Below are 21,630 nucleotides of genomic sequence, written 5' to 3' on the forward strand. Positions count from 1 at the left end.
ACAAGCGGCAAGTCATCCACGCCAAAAGCTGATCCTCGAGCTCTCGACTCACAGGGCTGACGGGCTGTGGATAACTTCCCAAAACAAATCTTGTTGGCGTCTCTTAATCGTCCTTTTGAAAGCATACAAGGGCTGGCGTTGTTTGAGCGAAGCGAGTTTAGCCAGACCCCGCTTTTACCGAGCACCACAGGCTACCCGTAGCGAAGCGAAGGGATCCAGACCATCGGGTAGCCTTCTCTTAGCTTACTTTCTCTTGGCGAAGCAAGAGAAAGTGAGTCGCCCGCCGGGGCGAGACCCGGCTTGTTGGCAAGCCAAACCGATTCGAGATCAAAGAGGCTTGGCCCCCTGGCCCAGCCTGGGCGGCCTCATAAGAAACAGCACCTTCGCCCAATATCCACGGACGCAAGCAGCTATCAAACATATAGCAAACCCCAACCCCGTCACTCTACCCTGGTGATCCCCGTCGGCTTGAAGCCCAGGTCGGCCGCCTTGCCCTTGCGCCCGCGGGCGGCTCTGGCATTGTTCAGGCTGCGGATCTCCAGCGTTTCCTCGCGCTCCTTGCCGCCACGGCCTATGCCCTCGATTTTCACGCTGCGGGTGTACGCCGCCGCGCCGGCCAGCGTGTCCTTGGCATCGAGGTCAATCAGCATCAGACCGCGGCCGCCGGCGGCCTGGGTCTTGAGCTCGCTGATCTCGAAAGTCAGGATGCGCCCACCGGTGGAGGCGCAGGCCACGTGGGTCGCCGGGCTCAGCGGTGCGGCACCGCCGCAGCCCGCCACCGGCGAGGGCTTGCAGATGGTCTCGCCTTCACCGCAGCTGATAAAGGCCTTGCCGGCCTTCAGGCGCGAGGTCATGTTGTCCACCGTGGCCAGGAAACCGTAGCCGCCGCTGCTGCTGAGCAGCAAGGTGGCGCTGGCCGGTCCGGCGAAATAATGCGCCGGCTGCGTGCCGGCTTCGAGTTCGATCAGCGTGGTCACCGGCTGGCCATCGCCGCGTGCGCCGGGCAACATGGCGACCGGGATCGAATAGACCCGGCCCGTGCCCTTGGTGGCCGTGCCGAACACCAGCAGGGTATCGACGGTGCGGCATTCAAAGGTGCCGTACAGGCCGTCACCGGACTTGAAGGCGAAGCTGGCGGCGTCGTGGCCGTGGCCGCTGCGCGCACGCACCCAGCCCTTGGCGCTGACCACCACGGTCACCGGCTCGTCGAGGACCTTGACTTCCAGCACGGCTTTTTTCTCGGCCTGGATCAGGGTACGGCGCGGGTCGGCAAACTGCTTGGCGTCCGCCTCGATTTCCTTGATCATCAGACGCCGCAAGGCGGCCGGGCTGCCGAGGATTTCCTCGAGTTTGCCCTGTTCTTCGCGCAAGCCCTTGAGCTCCTGCTCGATCTTGATGGCTTCCAGCCTGGCCAGCTGGCGCAGGCGGATTTCAAGAATGTCTTCGGCCTGCCGGTCGCTGAGTTTGAAACGTGCAATCAGCGCCGCCTTGGGCTCATCGGACTGGCGGATGATGGCGATGACTTCATCGATGTTGAGCAGCACCAGCTGCCGGCCCTCGAGGATGTGGATGCGGTCCAGCACCTTGTTCAGGCGGTGCTGCGAACGCCGCTCTATCGTGGTCTGGCGAAAGGCGATCCACTCCTGCAGCATTTGCCGCAGCGTCTTCTGCGTCGGCCGGCCGTCCAGCCCGATCATGGTCAGGTTGATGCTCGACGAGCTTTCCAGGCTGGTGTGCGCCAGCAAGGTGGTGATCAGTTCGGACTGCTCGATGCGGCTGGTCTTGGGTTCGAACACCAGGCGCACGGCCGCGTCCTTGCTCGACTCGTCGCGCACCACGTCAAGCACGGCCAGCACGGTCTGCTTGAGCTGGACCTGGTCCAGGCTCAGCGCTTTCTTGCCGGCCTTGATTTTCGGGTTGGTGATCTCTTCGATTTCTTCGAGCACCCGCTGGGTGCTGACGCCGGGCGGCAGCTCCTGCACCACCAGCTGCCACTGGCCGCGCGCCAGGTCTTCGATCTTCCAGCGCGCGCGCACCTTGAGCGAGCCGCGGCCGGTGCTGTAGGCGGCGGCGATGTCGGCCGCCGTCGAGATGATCTGGCCGCCGCCCGGGTAGTCCGGACCGGCGATCAGCGTGTACAGCTCGTCGTCGCCGAGCTTGGGCGTCTTGATGAGCGCAATGCAGGCATCGGCGATCTCGCGCAGGTTGTGGCTCGGGATCTCGGTGGCCAGGCCGACGGCAATGCCGCTGGCACCGTTGAGCAGCGTGAAGGGCAAGCGCGCCGGCAACTGGCGCGGCTCCTCGAAAGAGCCGTCGTAGTTCGGCACGAAGTCGACCGTGCCTTCGTCGAGCTCGTCAAGCAGCAGGGTGGTGATTTTCGCCAGCCGGGCCTCGGTGTAACGCATCGCCGCGGCACCGTCGCCGTCCCGGCTGCCGAAGTTGCCCTGGCCGTCGATCAGCGGGTAGCGCTGGCTGAAGTCCTGGGCCATGCGCACCATCGCGTCGTAGGCCGCCTGGTCGCCGTGCGGGTGGTATTTGCCCAGCACATCGCCGACCACGCGCGCGCTTTTGACCGGCTTGGCGCCGCCGGCGCCGGAAAAACCCAGCCCCATGCGTGCCATGGCGTACATGATGCGCCGCTGCACCGGTTTCTGGCCGTCGCAGACATCGGGCAAGGCCCGGCCCTTGACCACGCTGAGGGCGTATTCGAGGTAGGCGCGCTGGGCATAGGCAGCCAGCGATTCCTGGTCAGGGACGTCGGGCGAGGAAGGCGGGGCAGGCGTAAAAAGATCGTCCATCGGGGTTCAAACTGCAAAAAGGATAGAGGTCAAAAGAGATGGCCGCGCCGAGGGGCGGGCAAGCTGTCGCAGGGAATTATGGCCTCACGCGAAGCGGCAACTCCACGTCAGGACACTAGTCGCGCTCGACCCGGAATTCCGGAGCGACCGGGCTTTGCACGACCAGGGTCGGCAGCTGGTTGCCGCGCCCGGTGGCGCCGCCAGTGGACGGGCTGGAAGATATCTTGCTGCCGCCCATCATTTCCATCCTGACGCGGCCCGAGCGGCGGGTTTCACCCATCATGCTCGGCGGCTTGAGGTGGCTGTAGAGCTGCATCACGGTCTTGACGTAATTTTTGGTCTCGGGATAGTTCGGAATCTTGTTGCCGTAGCGCTGAACCGCGCCTTCGCCGGCGTTGTAGGCCGCCACGGCCAGCTCCAGCTGGCCGGGAAACAGGTCGATCAGGTAACGCAGGTAACGCGAGCCGGCCCCGATGTTGGTTCTCGGGTCGGTCAGTTTTTTCTCGATCGGGGAATTTTTGTCACCACGCACGCCGTAACGCTGGGCCGTGGGTGGCATCAGCTGCATCAGGCCCACCGCGCCTTTGGGCGACACCGCGTGGGTGTTGAAGCCCGATTCGGTGGCAATCAGCGCCTGCAGCAGTTCGTAGTCGATGTCATTGGCCACCGAGGCCTCGCGCAGCAAATGTTTGACCGCCTTGTAGTTGGGTGAAACGTCGAAAAAGGCCAGCAGCTTGGGCGGTGCCCCGGGCATGCCGCCGCCGTAGACGCCCGCCGAAGCGCGCCCACCACGGCTGGTGTCGAAACTCTCACCGCCACGGAAAAACAGCTGGTAACGCTCGTCGAGCCGCTCGGCCGAAAAATGCGCCACCCCCTGGCCGTCCACATAGCCCCAGACGTCGGCACGGGCCGGCGTGCCGGCCAACAGCAGGGCTGCAGCGGCCATCAAAAATGATAGCTGCCTGCGCACTACCCACAAGGGCTGGAGCCATTTTTTACTCATGAAATGGCTCATGCCGTGCAGATCCGCAGGTTGCGCATGGGAGTCCTTTAAATGTCGATCTCCACGGCATCGCCGTGCAGTTCCATCAGTTCGCGCCGCGCCGCGGCTTCGCCCTTGCCCATCAACTTGGTCACCAGACTCTCGGTCTGGGCAAAGTCAAAATTGCCGAGTTGCACCGGCAATAGCCGGCGCGTATCAGGATTGAGTGTGGTTTCCCACAATTGTTCCGCATTCATTTCGCCCAGGCCCTTGAAGCGGCTGATCGCCCAAGCCCCTTCACGCACGCCTTCTTTGCGCAATTTGTCGAGAATGGCCGTCAATTCACCTTCATCGAGCGCGTACGCCTTCGATGCCGGCTTCTTGCCGCGAGCCGGGGCGTCCACCCGAAAAAGCGGTGGCCGCGCCACAAAGATGTGCCCTGTATTAATAAGTTGGGGGAAATGCCGGAAAAACAAGGTCAGCAGCAGCACCTGGATGTGGGAGCCGTCCACGTCGGCATCACTGAGGATGCAGATCTTGCCGTAACGCAGACCGCTGAGGTCCGGGGAATCGTTGGGGCCGTGCGGGTCCACACCAATGGCCACCGCGATGTCGTGGATCTCGGTGTTGGCAAACAGCCGGTCGCGCTCGACCTCCCAGGTGTTGAGCACCTTGCCGCGCAGCGGCAGGATGGCCTGGCTCTCCTTGTCGCGCCCCATCTTGGCGCTGCCGCCGGCAGAGTCGCCCTCGACCAGAAACACCTCGTTGTGCGCCAGGTCCTTGCTTTCACAGTCGGTCAGCTTGCCCGGCAGCACGGCCACACCCGAGCCCTTGCGCTTTTCCACCTTCTGGCCGGCCTTCTGGCGCGTTTGCGCGGCCTTGATCGCCAGTTCAGCCAGTTTTTTGCCGTAGTCCACATGCTGGTTCAGCCACAGCTCCAGCGTCGGTCGCACAAAACTCGACACCAGGCGCACCGCATCGCGTGAATTGAGCCGCTCCTTGATCTGCCCCTGGAATTGCGGGTCCAGCACCTTGGCCGAAAGCACATAACTGGCGCGGGCAAACACGTCCTCGGGCAGCAGCTTGACGCCTTTGGGCAGCAGCGAATGCAGCTCGATGAAACTCTTGACGGCCTGGAACACGCCATCGCGCAGGCCGCTTTCATGCGTTCCGCCGGCGCTGGTCGGGATCAGGTTGACATAACTCTCACGCACCGGCTGGCCGTCCTCGGTGAAGGCCAGGCACCACTGGGCGCCCTCGCCCTCGGCAAAACTGTCGTGCGCCGCATCGGCGAAACCCTCGCCTTCGAACAGCGGAATCACCGGATCGGCGTTCAGGGTCTGCATCAGGTAGTCGCGCAGGCCGCCCTTGTAAACCCAGGTCTGCACCTCTTTGGTCTTCTCGACCACCAGCGTCACGGTGACGCCAGGCATCAGCACGGCCTTGCTGCGCAGCAGGTGGGTCAGCTCGGCCATCGGCAGGGCCGAGGCCTCGAAATATTTGGCGTCCGGCCAGGCCCGCACGGTGGTGCCGGACTTGCGGTCGCCCTCGGCCGCCTTGCGCAACTCCAGCGGCTCGGTGACATCGCCCGCCTCGAACACCAGCCTGGCCACCATGCCGTCGCGGTAGGAGGTGGCTTCCAGACGTTTGGACAGGGCGTTGGTCACGCTGACGCCGACGCCGTGCAGGCCACCGGAAAAGCTGTAGGCCCCGCCCTTGCCCTTGTCGAACTTGCCGCCGGCGTGCAGCCGGGTGAAGACGAGTTCGATCACCGGCGCCTTTTCTTCCGGGTGCAGGCCATAGGGAATGCCGCGGCCGTCGTCTTCGATGCTGACGGAGCCATCGGTGTGCAGCGTGACCTTGATCTTCTTGCCGTGGCCGGCGAGCGCCTCGTCGGCCGAGTTGTCCAGCACTTCCTGGATGATGTGCAGCGGATTGTCGGTACGCGTGTACATGCCCGGCCGCTGCTTGACGGGCTCCAGGCCCTTGAGCACGCGGATCGAGCCTTCGGAGTAGTCGTTGGGTAGTTTGGTCGCCATGGGGGGTGGATTGTAGTCCCGGGTGATTTTATAACTGGATAAATATACAGTTTTCTCCACCACACTCCGAAACCCATGCCTGGCGCTCATCAATGGCGCGAAAAACTTTCAACAGCAGAACGCAGCGCCATTGGGTACATTCTCCGGATGCAATCTCCCAGCCGAAAACTCTCCATGGCCCAGGTGCTCATCTGCGGCGCCGCCATCGTCACCCTGTCCATGGGCATACGTCACGGCTTCGGCCTGTGGCTGCAGCCGATCACCCAGGCCCAGGGCTGGACACGCGAAACCTTTGCCTTTGCCTTGGCGGTGCAAAACCTGTCCTGGGGCGTTTTCGGCATTTTTGCCGGCATGCTGGCCGACCGCTTTGGCGCCTTTCGCGTCATTGCGGGCGGCGCCGTGCTGTATGCGCTGGGGCTGGTCGGCATGGCGCTGTCGCCGACCGGCCTGCTGTTCACGCTGACGGCCGGCGTGCTGATCGGCGCGGCGCAGGCAGGCACCACCTATGCGGTGATTTATGGCGTGATCGGCCGCAACATTTCAGCCGACAAACGCTCCTGGGCCATGGGTGTGGCGGCGGCGGCAGGCTCTTTCGGGCAGTTCCTGATGGTGCCGGTCGAAGGTTTCCTGATCAGCGGCCTGGGCTGGAAAGAGGCGCTGCTGGTGCTGGGCGCCGCGGTGCTGCTGATCGCCCCGCTGGCCTTTGGCCTGCGCGAGACGCGCTTCGGCCCCGGCCAGGCGCCGCCGCGTGAACAGACCATCCTGCAGGCGCTCAGGGAAGCCTTCAAGTACCCGAGCTTCCAGCTGCTGATGGCCGGCTACTTCGTCTGCGGCTTCCAGGTGGTGTTCATCGGCGTGCACATGCCCAGCTACCTCAAGGACAAGGGGCTGTCGCCGCAGGTGGCCAGTTATGCGCTGGCACTGATCGGCCTGTTCAATGTGTTCGGCACCTATGCGGCGGGCGCCCTCGGCCAGCGGCTGGCCAAAAAGAACATCCTGGCCTTTATCTATCTCGCGCGGGCCGTTGTGATTGCCGTGTTCCTCGCCGCGCCGCTGAGCCCGGCCAGCGTCTACATCTTTGCCAGCCTGATGGGCCTGCTGTGGCTGTCCACCGTGCCGCCCACCAACGCCGTCGTGGCGCAGATTTTCGGCATCCAGCATCTGTCCATGCTCAGCGGCTTTGTCTTTTTCAGTCACCAGATCGGCTCCTTCATGGGGGTCTGGCTGGGCGGCGTGCTCTACGACCGCACCGGCAGTTACGACATCGTCTGGTACATCACGATTGCGCTGGGCGTGTTTGCGGCACTGATCAACCTGCCGGTGCGCGAAGCGGCCATCCACCGGCCCGCGGCGGGCCGCCTGCCCCAAGGCGCCTGACATGGCACGCCAGCTCGCCTTGTATCTACTCGCCATCGCGGCCACGCTGGGCGTGTTTGCGCTGTATTTGCGGCCCGATTTTTTGCTGACGCTGGCCGACCAGCTCTGGGCCTGCTTCTAGGAGCCTCACTCCTCGTCGCGCACCCGGTACTGACCGGCCAGTTGCTGCTGCACCGCCGGCGGCACAACCTCGTAGTGGCTGAAGGCCAGCGTGTAGGCCCCCTGCCCGCCGGTCAGCGCGTTGAGCCGCGACTGGTAGGCAGCCAGTTCGGACAGCGGCACCTGGCCCAGCACGGCCAGCGTGCCGGCCTGCAGCCCGCGCGTGCCGCTGACCTGACCGCGGCGCGCCGACAGGTCGCCGGTGATGTCGCCCATGACGGCCTCGGGCGCCGTGATCTCGACATCGACCACCGGTTCGAGCACCACCGGCGACGCGGCGCGCACGGCTTCAATCACCGCCTTGCGTCCGGCCGTCGCGAAGGCAATGTCCTTGCTGTCCACACTGTGGTGCTTGCCGTCGTACACCACCACCCGCACATCACTGACCGGAAAGCCCGCAACCACCCCGCCGTCGAGCGCCTGGCGCACGCCTTTTTCGACGGCCGGCATGTACTGGCCGGGAATCGTGCCGCCTCTGACCTGGTCGACAAACTCGATGCCGGCGCCGCGCGCCAGCGGCTCGATGCGCAGGAAGACCTCGCCGAACTGGCCGGCGCCGCCGCTTTGCTTTTTGTGGCGGTGGTGGCCGGCGGCCGGCGCGGTGACCGTCTCGCGGTAGGCAATACGCGGCGGCCGCGTGTTCACCTCGCACTTGTAGACCTCGGTCAGCCGTTCGATCAGCGTGCGCAGGTGCAGCTCGCCGAGGCCGTACACCACGGTTTCATTGGTCTGCGCCACATGCTCCAGCCGCAGGCAGGGATCTTCATCGACCAGCCGTTGCACCAGGTCCCACATGCGCTGCTCGTCGCCGCGGCGCCGGGGTTCGATGGCCAGCCCGTGCACCGGCACCGGAAAGTCCAGCGGCTGCAGATGGATATGTTCGTCCTCCGCCGCATCGTGCAGCACGGCGTCGAAATGGATCTCGTCGACCTTGGCCACGGCACACAACTCCCCCGGCCCGGCGCTGGCGATTTCCATGTGGTCCTTGCCCTGCAGCCGGAACAGGTGGCCGACCTTGAAGGGGCGCCTGCCGTCGCCGATGTAGAGCTGGCTGCCCGGGGTCACCGTGCCCTGGTGCACCCGGAAGATGCCCATCTTGCCGACATAGGGGTCCACGCTGACCTTGAAAACATGCGCCAGCACATGTTTGGCCGGGTCGGGCTCGGCCCGCACCGGGGCGGCGCTTGCACCCTCGCCGCGCAGGAACTTCGGCGGGTTGCCTTCGGCCGGATTCGGCAGCAGCTTGACCATCACGTCCAGCAGTTCGGCCACACCAGCACCGTTGCGTGCCGACACAAAACACACGGGAATCAAATGCCCCTCACGCAAGGCCTGCTCCAGCGGCGCGTGCAGCTCCTGGGGATCCACGTCGCCTTCGTCGAGGTAACGTTCGACAAAGGCCGGATCGACCTCGACCACCTGCTCGACCAGTGCGCGGTGCGCCAGCGCCACGCTGGAAAAATCGGATTCCCCGGCCGGATTGAAAAAGCAGTCCACCACCCGGGTGCCCCCGCCGGCGGGCAGGTTCAACGGCAGGCATTCCTTGCCGAAGGCGGCCTGGATGGCGGCCAGCAGGCCGGGAAGGTCAGTGCCCAGCGCGTCGATCTTGTTGATGATCACCATGCGGCACAAACCGCGGCCGGCGGCCCAGTCCATCATGCGGCCACTCATGAGTTCCAGCCCGCTGGCGGCGCTGATGACCAGGGCGGCGGTTTCCACCGCCTCCAGCGCCGGCAGCGACTGCCCGAGAAAGTCCGGCGCGCCGGGCGTGTCAATGATGTGGATGCGTGTGTCCAGGTGCTGCAGGTGGACCAGCGTCGAATGCAGCGAATGCTGGGCGCGGCGCTCCAGCGGATCGAAATCGCTGACCGTGGTGCCGCGCTCCAGGCTGCCCGGGGCGCCGATGGCGCCCGCCTGGTGCAGCAAGGCCTCGACCAGGGTGGTTTTGCCGCTGGCCGCTGCGCCCACCAGCGCCAGCGTGCGCAGGTTGGGGACGGCCGAAGGAACCGGATGCGTGGAAGAGGACATGGCGCGCTCCTGGATGCCGGACGCGGCGTCTGCGCCCGATGGGTTGGCCTGATGCATGAATCAGATGCACAGCGTAAGGGATAGACCGCATCGGGGCAAGGGGCCGGTGCAGACATCAAACGGTGGTAGTCTTTCGCCTCCACACAGGCAGGAGACAGCAGAGCCATGAAAACCATTGTCATCACCGGGGCGTCCGACGGCATAGGCGCGGAAATGGCGCGTCAGCTGGCGCAGCGCCATGGCGCGGCGGTGGCGTTGGTGCTGGCCGCGCGCAATGAAGAAGCGCTCCATGCCATCGCCGCCCAGTGCCAGGCCGGCGGGGCCGCGGCGCTGGTGGTCCGCACCGATGTCTCCGAGCCGGCCCAGTGCCGCGCGCTGATCACCACGGCCGCCCAGGCCTTCGGCCAGATCGACGCCCTGATCAACAACGCCGGCATGTCGGCGCAGGCGCTGTTTGAAGATGTCCAAACCGACGACCTGGGCTGGTACGAGGACCTGATGCGCATCAACCTCTGGGGCAGCGTGTGGTGCACCCATGCCGCCCTGCCCCACCTGAAACAAAGTCGCGGCAGCCTGGTGGCAGTCTCCAGCCTGGCCGGCTTGGTGGGGGTGCCCGGGCGCACCGCCTACAGCGCCAGCAAATTCGCCATGACCGGTTTTTTTGAAGCCCTGCGTGCCGAACTGAAGACCGCCGGCGTCAGTGTCACCACCGCTTACCCCGGCGTGGTCGCCACGCAGATCCGCCACCGGGGTTTCAACGCCGCGGGCACACCGGCCGGCGCCAGCGGCCTCCGGGAAGACAATGCCATGAGCGTCGAGACCTGCGCCCGGCTGATTCTTGATGGCATGGACCACCGCGCACGTGAAGTCGTGATGACACCCCAAGGCAAACTCGGGCGCTGGCTCAAGCTGCTGGCACCCGGCGCCGTGGAGTCGATGGCGCTGGCCGCCCTCAAGGACGAGGTCAAGCCGCATTGAAAACCGATACCGCTCCTGCCCATGCCAGCCTCGCCCCGTCAGCCTGGGTCCGGCGCTGGTCCCACCTGGTACCCGCCCAGGGCCGCGTGCTCGATGTCGCCTGCGGCCATGGCCGGCATGCTTACTGGTTTCACCAGCAAAATCACCCCCTGACCCTTGTGGACCGGTCGCGGGAAGCTATCGAATCCATAGCAATTCCGGCGACCTCCTGCGAAGCCGTGGTGGCCGACATTGAAAACGGCCCCTGGCCTTTTGCGGGCCGCCAGTTCGACGCCGTCGTCGTCACCAATTACCTGTGGCGCCCCCTGCTACCAACACTGCTGGCCAGCCTGGCGCCGGGCGGCGTGCTGATTTACGAAACCTTTGCCCAGGGCAACGAAACCGTGGGCAAACCCTCGCGCCCCGACTTCCTGCTGCGCCCCGGCGAGTTGCTGGAGGTCTGCCGTGGCCTGCGGGTGGTCGCGTTTGAGGACGGCTTCCAGCAAGCCCCCGACCGCTTTACACAGCGGATTGCAGCCGTGCGGGAACTGGCGTCGCCGGGGACGGTCCCACGCTACCTGCTAGCCTAGCGCACTGGGTAGAATGCTGAATTGGCTTTACCGCAGCATTGGCCTTGGCCAGCGCTCCACCCCTGATACAAAGACATGAAAACCATTACCGGCAGCATCGTTGCACTGGCGACCCCCCTGCATGAAGACGGCAGCGTTGACTACCCGACCCTGCGCAAGCTGGTGGACTGGCACATTGCCGAGGGCACCGACTGCATTGGCGTGGTCGGCACCACCGGCGAGTCGCCCACCGTCAGCGTTGAAGAACACTGCGAGATCATCCGCGTGTCGGTGGAGCAAGCCAAGGGCCGGGTGCCGGTCATGGCCGGCTGCGGCGCCAACTCCACCGCCGAAGCCATCGAGCTGGCACGTTTTGCAAAAACCGTCGGCGCCGACTGCCAGTTGCAGGTCGTGCCCTACTACAACAAGCCGACGCAGGAAGGCCAGTACCGGCACTTCACCGCGATTGCCGAAGCGGTGGACCTGCCGATGGTGCTGTACAACGTGCCCGGCCGCACCGTGGCCGACATGCTGCACGCCACCGTGCTGCGGCTGGCGCAGGTGCCCGGCATTGTCGGCATCAAGGAAGCGACCGGCAACATCGAACGCGCGCAGTGGCTGATCAAGGAAGTGCCGGCCGGCTTTGCCGTCTATTCCGGCGACGACCCGACCGCCGTGGCGCTGATGCTGTGCGGCGGCCAGGGCAACATCAGTGTGACGGCCAATGTGGCGCCGCGCCTGATGCATGAACTCTGCGTGGCAGCCATCGCCGGCGATGTGCGCAGTGCGATGAAGATCCAGCTCCAGTTGCTGCCGCTGCACAAACATCTGTTCGTGGAAGCCAACCCGATCCCGGTCAAATGGGCCATGGCCCGCATGGGACTGTGCGGCGGAACCCTGCGCCTGCCCATGACACCGCTTGAAACGGCCAACGAGGCCACGGTCGAAAACGCCCTGCGCGTTTGCGGCCTGCTCTGATTTTTAAGGAAACCCCAGTGATGACATTGCACACGCCCAGCGCTTCCGGACCTGTATCTGCCCCACGGCTTGCCGCGGCACCGTTGCTGGCGATCGTCGCCGCGCTCCTCCTCTCGGGTTGCTCTTCCTTGAGCGAGTCGATGCAGGGCGACAAGGTCGATTACAAAAGCGCCGGCAAGGCACCCTCGCTGGAGGTTCCTCCCGACCTGACACAGCTGTCGCGCGATACACGTTACGTCGTCCCCGGCAGTTCCGTGACGGCCAGCGGCTTCCAGGTCGGCCAGACCACCCAGTCCGTGCCGACGGCGGCCCTGACGGTCGGCGACGTACGCATCGAGCGCGCGGGCACGCAGCGCTGGCTGGTGGTTAACCGCCCGGCCGACAAGCTGTGGGGGCCGGTGCGCGAGTTCTGGCAGGAAAACGGCTTCCTGATCGCGACCGAGCAGGAAAACCTGGGCATCATGGAAACCGACTACGCGGAAAACCGCGCCAAGCTGCCACAGGACTTCATCCGCGCCACCCTGGGCAAGCTGCTCGACAGCCTGTACTCCACTGGCGAACGCGACAAGTTCCGCACCCGCCTGGAGCGCACGCCGACCGGCGGCACCGAGATCTACGTCAGCCACCGCGGCATGGTGGAGGTGCTGACCGGCACGGTCAAGACACCACAGAAAAGCGACGGCACGGTGTGGCAGCCACGACCGGCCGATCCGGAACTGGAAGCGGAATTCCTGCGCCGCCTGATGGTCAAGCTCGGTGTCAGCCAGGAGCAGTCCAAGGCGCTGATCGCCACCGGCCCGGCGCGGCAGAGCGCGCGTGTCGCCAATGTCAACAACATGCCCGTGGTTCAGATCGACGAAGGTTTTGAGCGCGCCTGGCGCCGGGTCGGCCTGGCCCTGGACCGCACCGGTTTCACCGTTGAAGACCGTGACCGTGCACAAGGCACTTATTTCGTGCGCTACGTCGAGCCTACCGGCGACAAAAAGGAACCCGGCTTCTTCAGCAAGCTCTTCAGCAGCTCCTCGGCAGGCCCAGCCCCCCTCAAATACCGGATCGCCGTACGCAGCCAGGGTGAAGCGACCACCGTGTCCGTGCTCAACGCCCAGGGCAATCCTGAAGCGTCGGCCAATGCCCAGCGCATCGTGCAGGTCATTGCCGACGACCTGAAATAAGGCGTCGCGTGGAGCCTGGCCGGTGCTGAGGTTCAAAAGCCTGGGCAGCGGCAGCACAGGCAATGCCACGCTGGTGGAGGCGACCGGGCTGCGGCCAACGCGGCTGCTGGTCGATTGCGGCTTGGGGATCCGGCAACTCTCGGTGCGGCTGGCTCAAGCAGGCCTCGCCGACGGCGACATCGACGCCATCTTCATCACCCACGAACACAGCGACCACATCGGCTGCGCGCGCCAGTTCGCGCGGCGCCACCGGGTCCCGGTCTGGATGAGCCGCGGCACCCAGGAAGGCATCGGCCTGCCCGACTTCGACGGCTTGCTTTACACCGCACGCGATGGGGAGGCCATCGACCTCGGCGAACTGCAGCTCATGCCGTTCACGGTTCCGCACGACGCGCGAGAGCCCCTGCAGCTCACCTGCACGGACGGCGCGTCCAAGCTGGGGCTGCTGACCGACCTCGGTCACGCCACCGCCCACCTGCTGGCCCACCTCGCACACTGCGACGCCCTGCTGCTCGAGTGCAACCATGACAGTGAGTTGCTGGCCCAGTCGACCTACCCGCCTTTTCTCAAGCGGCGTGTAGGCGGCATGTATGGCCACCTGTCCAATGCTGCCGCGGGCGAGATTGCCCGCTCGGTCGCGCATGGCGGCCTCAGGCAGCTGGTGGCGGCCCATTTGAGCCAGCAGAACAATCGGCCGGAACTGGCCCGGCAAGCCATGCTGGAGGCACTGGGAAGCGCCACGGAAATCATGGTTGCAGACGCCGGAGCGGGAACGCACTGGCTGGACGTTTGATCCGCGTCCCCCTGTGCACAGGACAGGATCGAGTAGGGTGAGGGGTTGCCCCCTCAGCCCTCTCACACCACCGTACGTGCGGTTCCGCATACGGCGGTTCCTGACTACTGGGTTTCCCCAGCGAGCTTCGTTTCGTTCATCGTGTCGCCTGTTGGCCAATAGACACCTGCCGCCACTTTCGGGACTTCCGGCCCCTCCAGTCTTGCCGCAGGCCCTACGTTGCCATAGGCTTATGTCCTGTTCGTACAGAGATCACGCGTGACTATCCACTCATGTCAAGTTCAGGCCTTCGCCATGGGCTCTTTCTGGTTTACCACCTGTCCCACAACTACTATGCCCTCTGCTGACTTCTGCATGCGCTTCCCGACACCTCACGATCTCGGTAGCACAAGGCACGCATGCAGATCTCCCCAGGTATGACGCACTTACCTTCACGCTTATGCCTGTCGGATCTACGCCGTTGTGTTCCGTGCAAGTATTGGGCTTTGCAGATTACGGACTGCTTACCCCACAACGTCGCCTCATATCCGCTTCCTGTTCGTCAGGCCAGCGCTTTGCCATCCGGCCTCCTTCAGACTCGCAGTCGCCCGCGAAACCCTTGCCTTCGGCTAACTCTTCCCCTTACCGGGTGAGTAGAGGACTTTCACCTCCGAGTAAGTGCGCCATGCTGGGCGCACCATAAAAAATGCCACCGGATTAGCGGTGGCATGCAATTATTCAAGGGAGCAACGGCTGGCCATGCCGTTGCAGGCAATGCTCAACCTTCCTTCAGGGTGACAATCGTCTGCAGCGGCCTTTCATTGACCGTCAGCGTAAACACATCCGGACGCGCATAGTGCCCGGCCGGATCAAAGTCAAAACGCCCGCGCGGAATATCATCCAGGTCGATCTCGGCCACCAGCACCGCTTCTTCATCAAATACCGGTCCGGCCAGGATTTGCCCAAGCGGGCTGATGATGCAGCTGCCGCCACGCATCAGGATCGCTTCCGGGTCGGTCGATATCTCGTTCCTGAATTCCTTGGGGAATTCCTTGCCGCGCAAGACCTGGCACGACGACAGCACGAAGCAGCGGCCTTCCAGCGCGATGTGCTGCATGCTGGGAATCCAGGTCGGACGGTCGTCGGCGGTCGGCGCGCAATAGATTTCGATGCCCTTGCCGTACATCGCCATACGCAGCAGTGGCATGTAATTTTCCCAGCAGATCACGGCGCCGACCTTGCCCACCGACGTGTCGAAGACCGGCAGGGTCGAGCCATCGCCCTGGCCCCAGATGTAGCGTTCGGCCGCAGTCGGCATCAACTTCCTGTGCTTGCCCAGCAGCGTGCCTTCCGGCCCGAAGTACAGCACGGTGCAGTACAGGGTGCTGCCGGCGCGTTCGATCACGCCGACCACGATGAACAGCTTCAATTCGGCGGCAGCCGCGGCAATCCGGTCGGTCTCGGCGCCGGGGACGGCAATCGCATTCTCGAAATAGTGGCGGAATTCCTCGCGGCTTTGCGGCGGCCTGGCACCTACGGCAATATGGAAATCGGCGCCTTTGGGATAACCGCCCAGGAAGGCTTCCGGAAAGACCGCCAGTTCGGCACCCTGCCGGCTGGCATCGGTGGCCAGTTTGATCAATTTGTTGACAGTGGCGGAACTGTCGCTGGGAACAGGCGAAGCCTGGATAACGGCTACACGGTGAATTTTCATAGGGGTCCTGGCTGATTGATTGAGATGGTTGAGTGATTCACTTGAATGCGACAATCGCTTGCACTACAAGCCAAGATAGGCGCGTCGCACCGCATCGTTGGATCGCAAGTCGTCGGCACTGCCTTCGAGTACCAGCCGGCCCGATTCGAGCACATAGCCGCGGGTGGCGATCGACAACGCCAGCGAAGCATTCTGCTCGACCAGCAGCACCGAAACGCCGGTGGCGTTGATGCGCAGCAGCGCCGCATGCAGCTCGTCGACGACGATCGGCGCCAAACCATGGCTCGGCTCATCCAGCAGCAGCAGCTTGGGTTCCAGCATCAGCGCGCGGCCGATCGCCACCATCTGCTGCTCGCCGCCGGACATCGAACCGGCCGCCTGGGTGCGCCGTTCGCGCAAGCGCGGAAACAGGGCGAACACCGCTTCGATTTTGGCCTCGACCGGTCCCTTTTTGCGCAGGGTATAGGCCCCCATCACAAGGTTGTCGTAGACGCTCATCAGGGGAAACACGTGGCGGCCTTCCGGCACATGGGCGATGCCGGTCTGCGGAATCGCATGGGCGGCGCGTCCCAGCAGGCTTTGGCCATTGAAGTCGATGGTGCCGCGCACCTTGGGCACCAGGCCTGAAATGCTGCGCAGCAGGGTGCTCTTGCCGGCGGTATTGGCGCCCAGCAGGGTAACGGTTTCGCCGGCTTCAACATGGAGGGCGATGTCGTGCAGCACGTCAGGGCCGCCGTAACCGGCATGGAGTTTTTCAATCTTGAGCATCAGGCTTCCTTTTTCTCGCTGCCGAGATAGGCTTTGATCACGACCGGGTCGGCGGCGATTTCGGCGGGCGTGCCGCTGGCGATCAGGCCGCCGAACTGCAACACCAGGATGCGGTCGCACAGGCGCATGATGGCGCGCATGTGATGTTCGACCACGAACAAGGTCAGGCCTTCCTGGCGCAGCGAACTGAGCACCGCCATCACCGCATCCATTTCAGCCGGATTCAACGCTGCCATCACTTCATCGAGCAACAGTATCCGGGCGCGGGTCGCCAGGGCGCGCGCCACTTCGACCAGCGCGCGCTGCGGGAAAGTCAGGTCGGCCACTTCGGCATCCGCGATCGCAGCCAGACCGAGCCGCTCCAGTGCGGCATCGGCAGCGCGGCGCGCATCCGCCAGATTGCTGTGCGACAGCGCCGCCACCACCACGTTGTCGCGCACATTCATGTCGGGGAACAGCGAGACGTTCTGGAACGTCTTGGTCATGCCGTGCTGCGCCACCAGGTGCGGACGCTTGCCGTCGATGCGCTCGCCGTCGATGGCGATCCTGCCTTCGGTCGGCTTGACCAGCCCGACCAGCGTGCTGAACAGGGTGGTCTTGCCGGCGCCATTCGGGCCAATCAGGCCGACGATTTCACCGGGATGGAGCTGGAACGAGACATTGTTCAAGGCGACCAGCCCGCCGAAGCGCACGGTGACGTTTTCTACTTGCAGCAAGGTTGTCATTTGAGCCAGCTCCATTTGCGTCCGGAAAACAGCGAGACGAATCCGGCCGGCTTCACCAGGATCATGACGATCAGGATCACGCCATAGATCAGCTGCGACAGGCCGGCGGTCCGGCTGGACAGGGTTGCGTTGATCAGTTCTTCCAGCGGCAGCAGGAACAGTGCGCCGAGCAGCGGGCCGGCGAGTGAGCCGATGCCGCCGATGATGGTAATCAAGGCCATCCGGACCGAAATCGTGCTCATGCCGAATACCGAATCGGGGTCGAAGAAAAAGTTGAACTGGGCGAACAGCGTGCCGCACAGCGCCGTCAGCGCCGCCGAGATCATCAGCGCGCTCAGCTTGGTGCGGAAAGTGTCGACGCCCGCCACTTCGGCGGCATCTTCGTTTTCGCGCACCGCACGCAGGCGGTAGCCGAAGGCCGATACCTTGATTTTCCAGAAGATTGCGCTGATCAGCACGAACGCCGCCAGCATGATGTAGTAATGGGTCACCGTGCTGGAAAACTGGAATGCCGCAAAGCCGCCGTTCGCGTTATACGGAATCGACAGGCCCTGCGGGCCGCCGGTCAGGCTGCCGGAACTGTTGGCGATAATGCGCATGACTTCGGCAAAGGCCAACGTGGCCAGCGCAAAGTAATGCCCCGCCAGCTTGAGGGTGGGCAGCGCCAGCAAGGCGGCCACGGCGGCGGCCAATACCATGCCGGCAATCATGCCGAGCCAGGGCGATATGCCGAACTTGAGCAGCAGGATGGTCGAGGCGTAGGCGCCGATGCCGAAGAAAGCGGCGTGGCCGAGTGAAGTCAGATTGGCCAGGCCGCCGACGATATTCCATGCCTGCCCCATGGCGGCGAACAGGAAAATCATGCACAGCACGCGGATGCCGTAACCGCGCGCGTCGAACAGCCACGGCACGGCCAGTGCCGCGATCAGCAGAATGGGAAGGATGCGCGAAGCTTTCATCGTTTGTACCCGGAAGAGATAAGACCTTGCGGCCGGAACGCCAATACGGCAATGAAGACCAGGAACAGCACCAGATTCTGCAGCTGGAGCGGGAACAGCAGTCCAGACACGGACTGGATGATGCCGACCACGATGCCACCGACCAGGGCGCCGGTAACGCTGCCCAGCCCGCCCAGCACCACCACGGTAAACATCAGCACGGCGAAACTCTGGCCAATGGTGGGGCTGACGGTCAGGTAAGGCAGGATCACGCCGCCACCGAAGGCGGTCAGGCCGGTGCCCAGCCCGAATGCAATGGCGTAGGTATGCTTGGTAGCCACCCCCATCAGGGTTGCGGCCATGCTGTTTTGCGCGGTGGCGCGGATTGAGCGGCCCAGCCAGGTGCGCGCCAGGAACCACCACAGGGCAGCACTCACCAGCAGCGACATGCCGAACGCCAGCGCATACGGTGCGCTGATGAATAGCGGGCCGAGCATGATGCTGGCGGTCTGGTATGGCGTCCGTACCGATTGGTAGTCGGAGCCGAAGGCCAGCAAGGCGGCGTTTTCGATCACGATCATCAGGCCGACCGTCAGGAATATCTGCGACGATGCCGGCGCCTTCATCACCCGTGACACCAGGAATCGCTGCGCCAGATAGCCGAGGCCGAAGCCGACCAGCAGGGAAAAGAAGGCGCCCAGCATCGGATCGAGGCCGAGAAAGCGCCAGGCGAAGAAAGCAGCGTACATGCCGACCATCAGGAATTCCGCTTGCGCGAAATTGACGATGCCGAGCACGCCGAACACGAGCGACAAACCGGTGGCGATGACGCCGTAGACGCCGCCCAGCAGGATGCCGTCGATGATGGCCTGTATGAATTGCATGATTTTCCGTTCTAGAAATGACAGGGGCGAGCCGGCGCCGTTTTCAGGACGGCCGGCTCAGGCATCCACTACCTCACTTGGTCTTGTCGGCACCCCATGCAACCTTGCCTTTGGCAATGTTGGCCGGGTAGACGGTCACCAGTTCATTGCCGCGCCATTGGACCATGACAGGCAATGCGCCCAGCGCTGCACCGGTTGGGTCGAATTGCACGCAACCGGCCGGAATTCCCTTGGCAATGCCGTCGCAATACTTGATTTTTGCCAGCGCATCGCGCACCTTGGCCGGATCATCCGACTTGGCCTGGTCGACCGCATGCATCATCGCCTCGGTGGCAGCGCCGAAAATCAGGGCGTCGTGCGGCATGTAGGCACCGTACTTGGCCTTGTAACGGGCGCCGATCGCCGGCGCCATGTCGTAGTTGGCGGTGGCAATCGACAGCACGTTCTCGGCATACTCGCCCAAGCCTTTCTTGAAATCCGGGATGATGTAGCCAGCCGCGCCGCCAATCATCGGCGCGGTGATGTTTTGCTGGCGCATGGTGCGGATGATCAGCAACGAATCATTCAGGTAAGACACTGGAAACACCATTTGCGCGCCCGAGCCGCGTACCTTGTTGACCAGCGGCGTGGCATCGGTAATACCGAGCGGATAGGCTTCATCGAGCACCACCTCGACGCCGGCGGCCTTGGCGCCATCGCGCAAGCCGCGCGCCTGGGCGGTGCCGTAGGCAGTGTCTTCATACAGGATCGCGATCTTCTTGACGCTATCGCCGGCCTGTTTCGACAGCGCCAGCGCATAGTCGAACTGGGCGCGGCCGACGACCGAACCCTTGGGCGAGACCTGGAAAATATTCTTGTAGCCGCGCCCGGTAATCTCGTCGGCAAAGGCGAAGGTAATCAGCGGCACGCCGGCACGCTCGGTCACTTCGGAGGCGGCAATGGTGACCGAGGATACGAAAGAACCGATCACGCCCGATACGCGCTCCTGGGAAATCAGGCGCTGGGTGGTGGCGGCAGCGGCATTCGGTTGCGGGATGTCGGCGATCACCAGCTCGATCTTGGCGCCGCCGAGCGACTTGACCCCGCCCTTGGCATTGAACTCCTCCACCGCCAGTTTGATGCCGTTGAGCGAAGTGTTGCCGAAGGCAGCATTGGGACCGGACAGCGGCATGATCACGCCAAGCTTGACGGTCTTTTGTGCATGAGCAGCAGGGGCGATGGCAAAGGCTGCGGCGAGGGCTGCCGCCAGCAAACCGGCGCGGGAAGGTTTTGGGGGGCTGATCTTCATGAGATTTCCTTGGTGAAGTAATGGATAGGATGGTGGTTCAGGCTCCAGGTGCTTCTGGTTACCTGATGGAAAACCATCTTATTCGCAACAATTTTATTTGTCAATAATTCCCGACACATTATTTTGATTCGCACAAATATAGAACATGAAATGCCAGTAAATGCTTCATTTCAATGAACAATTTAATTGTTCGCACCATATTAGATATGTCTATTTTTATAGACAATACACCCATTTTAAAATCGGCACGGTAGAATTGCTCTTTGTTCATACAAATGTAAACACCATGGATTTCGAACAGCAACTGGCCGCCTTGGGGGTCGATGGCAAGCTTTACCAAGCCTATGTGGCGGCGCTGGAATTGGGCGAGGCGCCGGTGCAAATGGTGGCGAAAAAGGCGGGACTGGGCCGCACCACCGCCTACGACTTGCTGGCTAGGCTGGAAAAGGATGGCTTGATCGAGATGGTCGAGCGCGACGGCAAGCGCCACGTGCGGGCGAAGGATCCGGTGGTCATCCTGCAGCGCCTGGAGATGCAGCGCCAGGTGATGGGCGACCTGCTGCCGCAGCTGCGCTCGATCTACAACCGCGCCAAGTCGAAACCGGATATCCGCTTTTACGAGGGAGAGGAAGGCATCCGTACCGTGCTGTGGGATACCCTGACCTGCCGCTCGAAGAACTTGCGCGGCATCCTGTCGATGGATGACTTGCTGGAGACGCCGGGGCAGGCAGCGTTTGACCAGTACATCGCCGAACGCCGTCAGCGCGGGATTCACCTGCGGGTGTTGCGCTCGGCCGTCAAGGATGTCGACCGGATCTGGCCGCAGAGTGCGGCCGAGTTGCGCGAACTGCGCTATGCGCCACCGGCCGTACTGCTGTCGATGACTACCTATATCTATGACGACAAGGTGGCGTTCATTTCATCGAAGAAGGAAAACTACGGGATGATCTTCCAGAGCGAGGAATTGTCACGCTTGCACGCAGCCCTGTTTGAAGGGATCTGGGCCATTTCGACGCCGGCCGGGGAGTAGCGCCCCATTCACAGGCAAGGACATTCTGTCCGAACCGCTCATGCAGCTTGTCCGCCATGGCTTCGATTTCTTCCCGCTTCGCCAGAGCGGCGATGCGGGGATGCGCAAACAGCACCACCGGCGCCGACATTATTGCCCTATGCGTTCCTCCTGGATTTTCCACTTGCCATCCTGCTTCAACAACACCAGGGTCTTGTTGCTGCGGTCCGCGAAACTGTCGGACTGGTAAATCTGGTGGAAAGCAACTGTCGCAGCATCGTCATCAACGGTTATTTTCGGCGTTTCAATAGCGATTTGAATACGGCTCTTGCCGGTAGTAGGGGATGTGATCCACGAAGCGGCTGATGACGGTGTGAGCCTGCAGGCCGGGCGTTGGCAGCGCGTTGTCAAATACCTGGGGCGCGGCCGGCTCCTGCACCAGAAGCTGGCAACACTTGCAGGCCCACTTGCCC

General features: G+C 63.5%; 17 protein-coding genes. 7 read left to right on the forward strand and 10 right to left on the reverse strand.

The annotated features are described in order from the left end of the window. Window positions 1-440: 440 nt before the first annotated feature. From parC to B7G53_RS21350, 3 genes are all read right to left on the reverse strand, one after another. Complete coding sequence (gene parC, locus B7G53_RS21340; protein ID WP_096671498.1) at window positions 441-2,798, reverse strand: DNA topoisomerase IV subunit A; 2,358 nt, start codon at window positions 2,796-2,798, stop codon at window positions 441-443. Window positions 2,799-2,913: 115 nt separating this feature from the next. Continuing rightward, window positions 2,914-3,801 carry a lytic transglycosylase domain-containing protein gene (locus B7G53_RS21345; protein ID WP_441339013.1) on the reverse strand — a complete coding sequence of 296 codons (888 nt, stop codon included), beginning with the start codon at window positions 3,799-3,801 and terminating at the stop codon, window positions 2,914-2,916. A gap of 47 nt (window positions 3,802-3,848) precedes the next feature. Continuing rightward, window positions 3,849-5,819, reverse strand: a complete 1,971-nt coding sequence (locus tag B7G53_RS21350; RefSeq protein ID WP_096671502.1) for a DNA topoisomerase IV subunit B — start codon at window positions 5,817-5,819, stop codon at window positions 3,849-3,851. Between the two features lie 147 nt (window positions 5,820-5,966). Between B7G53_RS21350 and B7G53_RS21355 the strand changes: the two genes are divergently transcribed. Beyond that, complete coding sequence (locus tag B7G53_RS21355; protein WP_096671504.1) at window positions 5,967-7,196, forward strand: MFS transporter; 1,230 nt, start codon at window positions 5,967-5,969, stop codon at window positions 7,194-7,196. Window positions 7,197-7,322: 126 nt separating this feature from the next. Here the strand turns inward: B7G53_RS21355 and fusA are convergent, their stop codons facing one another. Continuing rightward, window positions 7,323-9,383: an elongation factor G gene (gene fusA / locus B7G53_RS21360; RefSeq protein ID WP_096671535.1), complete on the reverse strand. Its 2,061-nt coding sequence runs from the start codon at window positions 9,381-9,383 to the stop codon at window positions 7,323-7,325. A gap of 165 nt (window positions 9,384-9,548) precedes the next feature. Here fusA and B7G53_RS21365 point away from each other — a divergent pair, with 165 nt between their 5' ends. From B7G53_RS21365 to B7G53_RS21385, 5 genes are all read left to right on the forward strand, one after another. Continuing rightward, the gene (locus B7G53_RS21365) at window positions 9,549-10,361 is read left to right on the forward strand and encodes an SDR family oxidoreductase (protein WP_096671506.1); all 813 of its coding nucleotides are present in this window, start codon (window positions 9,549-9,551) and stop codon (window positions 10,359-10,361) included. Further along, window positions 10,358-10,930: a class I SAM-dependent methyltransferase gene (locus B7G53_RS21370; RefSeq protein WP_096671508.1), complete on the forward strand. Its 573-nt coding sequence runs from the start codon at window positions 10,358-10,360 to the stop codon at window positions 10,928-10,930. The genes B7G53_RS21365 and B7G53_RS21370 overlap by 4 nt, the downstream gene beginning before the upstream one ends. A gap of 75 nt (window positions 10,931-11,005) precedes the next feature. Continuing rightward, window positions 11,006-11,887: a 4-hydroxy-tetrahydrodipicolinate synthase gene (gene dapA, locus B7G53_RS21375; protein WP_096671510.1), complete on the forward strand. Its 882-nt coding sequence runs from the start codon at window positions 11,006-11,008 to the stop codon at window positions 11,885-11,887. Between the two features lie 20 nt (window positions 11,888-11,907). Continuing rightward, window positions 11,908-13,059 (forward strand): outer membrane protein assembly factor BamC, encoded by a 1,152-nt coding sequence (gene bamC / locus B7G53_RS21380; protein ID WP_096671512.1) that lies wholly within the window; start codon window positions 11,908-11,910, stop codon window positions 13,057-13,059. Window positions 13,060-13,081: 22 nt separating this feature from the next. Continuing rightward, complete coding sequence (locus tag B7G53_RS21385; protein WP_096671514.1) at window positions 13,082-13,852, forward strand: MBL fold metallo-hydrolase; 771 nt, start codon at window positions 13,082-13,084, stop codon at window positions 13,850-13,852. A gap of 757 nt (window positions 13,853-14,609) precedes the next feature. Here the strand turns inward: B7G53_RS21385 and B7G53_RS21395 are convergent. The 6 genes from B7G53_RS21395 to B7G53_RS21420 all read right to left on the reverse strand — a co-directional run bounded on the left by B7G53_RS21395 (window position 14,610) and on the right by B7G53_RS21420 (window position 20,148). Beyond that, window positions 14,610-15,545, reverse strand: coding sequence for a carbon-nitrogen hydrolase family protein (locus B7G53_RS21395; protein WP_096671518.1), 936 nt, complete (start codon window positions 15,543-15,545; stop codon window positions 14,610-14,612). 63 nt (window positions 15,546-15,608) lie between these two features. Then, complete coding sequence (locus tag B7G53_RS21400; protein WP_096671520.1) at window positions 15,609-16,313, reverse strand: ABC transporter ATP-binding protein; 705 nt, start codon at window positions 16,311-16,313, stop codon at window positions 15,609-15,611. Next, on the reverse strand, window positions 16,313-17,038 hold the full coding sequence (locus tag B7G53_RS21405; protein WP_096671523.1) for an ABC transporter ATP-binding protein: 726 nt from the start codon (window positions 17,036-17,038) through the stop codon (window positions 16,313-16,315). Before B7G53_RS21405 ends, B7G53_RS21400 begins: the two co-directional genes overlap by 1 nt. Beyond that, on the reverse strand, window positions 17,035-17,997 hold the full coding sequence (locus B7G53_RS21410; protein WP_096671525.1) for a branched-chain amino acid ABC transporter permease: 963 nt from the start codon (window positions 17,995-17,997) through the stop codon (window positions 17,035-17,037). The genes B7G53_RS21405 and B7G53_RS21410 overlap by 4 nt, the downstream gene beginning before the upstream one ends. After that, window positions 17,994-18,860: a branched-chain amino acid ABC transporter permease gene (locus B7G53_RS21415; protein ID WP_096671527.1), complete on the reverse strand. Its 867-nt coding sequence runs from the start codon at window positions 18,858-18,860 to the stop codon at window positions 17,994-17,996. Before B7G53_RS21415 ends, B7G53_RS21410 begins: the two co-directional genes overlap by 4 nt. A 73-nt stretch (window positions 18,861-18,933) precedes the next feature. Next, the gene (locus B7G53_RS21420; protein ID WP_096671529.1) at window positions 18,934-20,148 is read right to left on the reverse strand and encodes an ABC transporter substrate-binding protein; all 1,215 of its coding nucleotides are present in this window, start codon (window positions 20,146-20,148) and stop codon (window positions 18,934-18,936) included. Window positions 20,149-20,434: 286 nt separating this feature from the next. On the opposite strand from B7G53_RS21420, the gene B7G53_RS21425 reads away from it, so the two are divergent. Further along, on the forward strand, window positions 20,435-21,178 hold the full coding sequence (locus B7G53_RS21425) for a TrmB family transcriptional regulator (protein WP_096671531.1): 744 nt from the start codon (window positions 20,435-20,437) through the stop codon (window positions 21,176-21,178). The last annotated feature ends 452 nt before the right edge of the window (window positions 21,179-21,630 follow it).

It is taken from the genome of Polaromonas sp. AET17H-212, from assembly GCF_002379085.1.
In the GTDB taxonomy this organism is placed as follows: domain Bacteria; phylum Pseudomonadota; class Gammaproteobacteria; order Burkholderiales; family Burkholderiaceae_C; genus Polaromonas.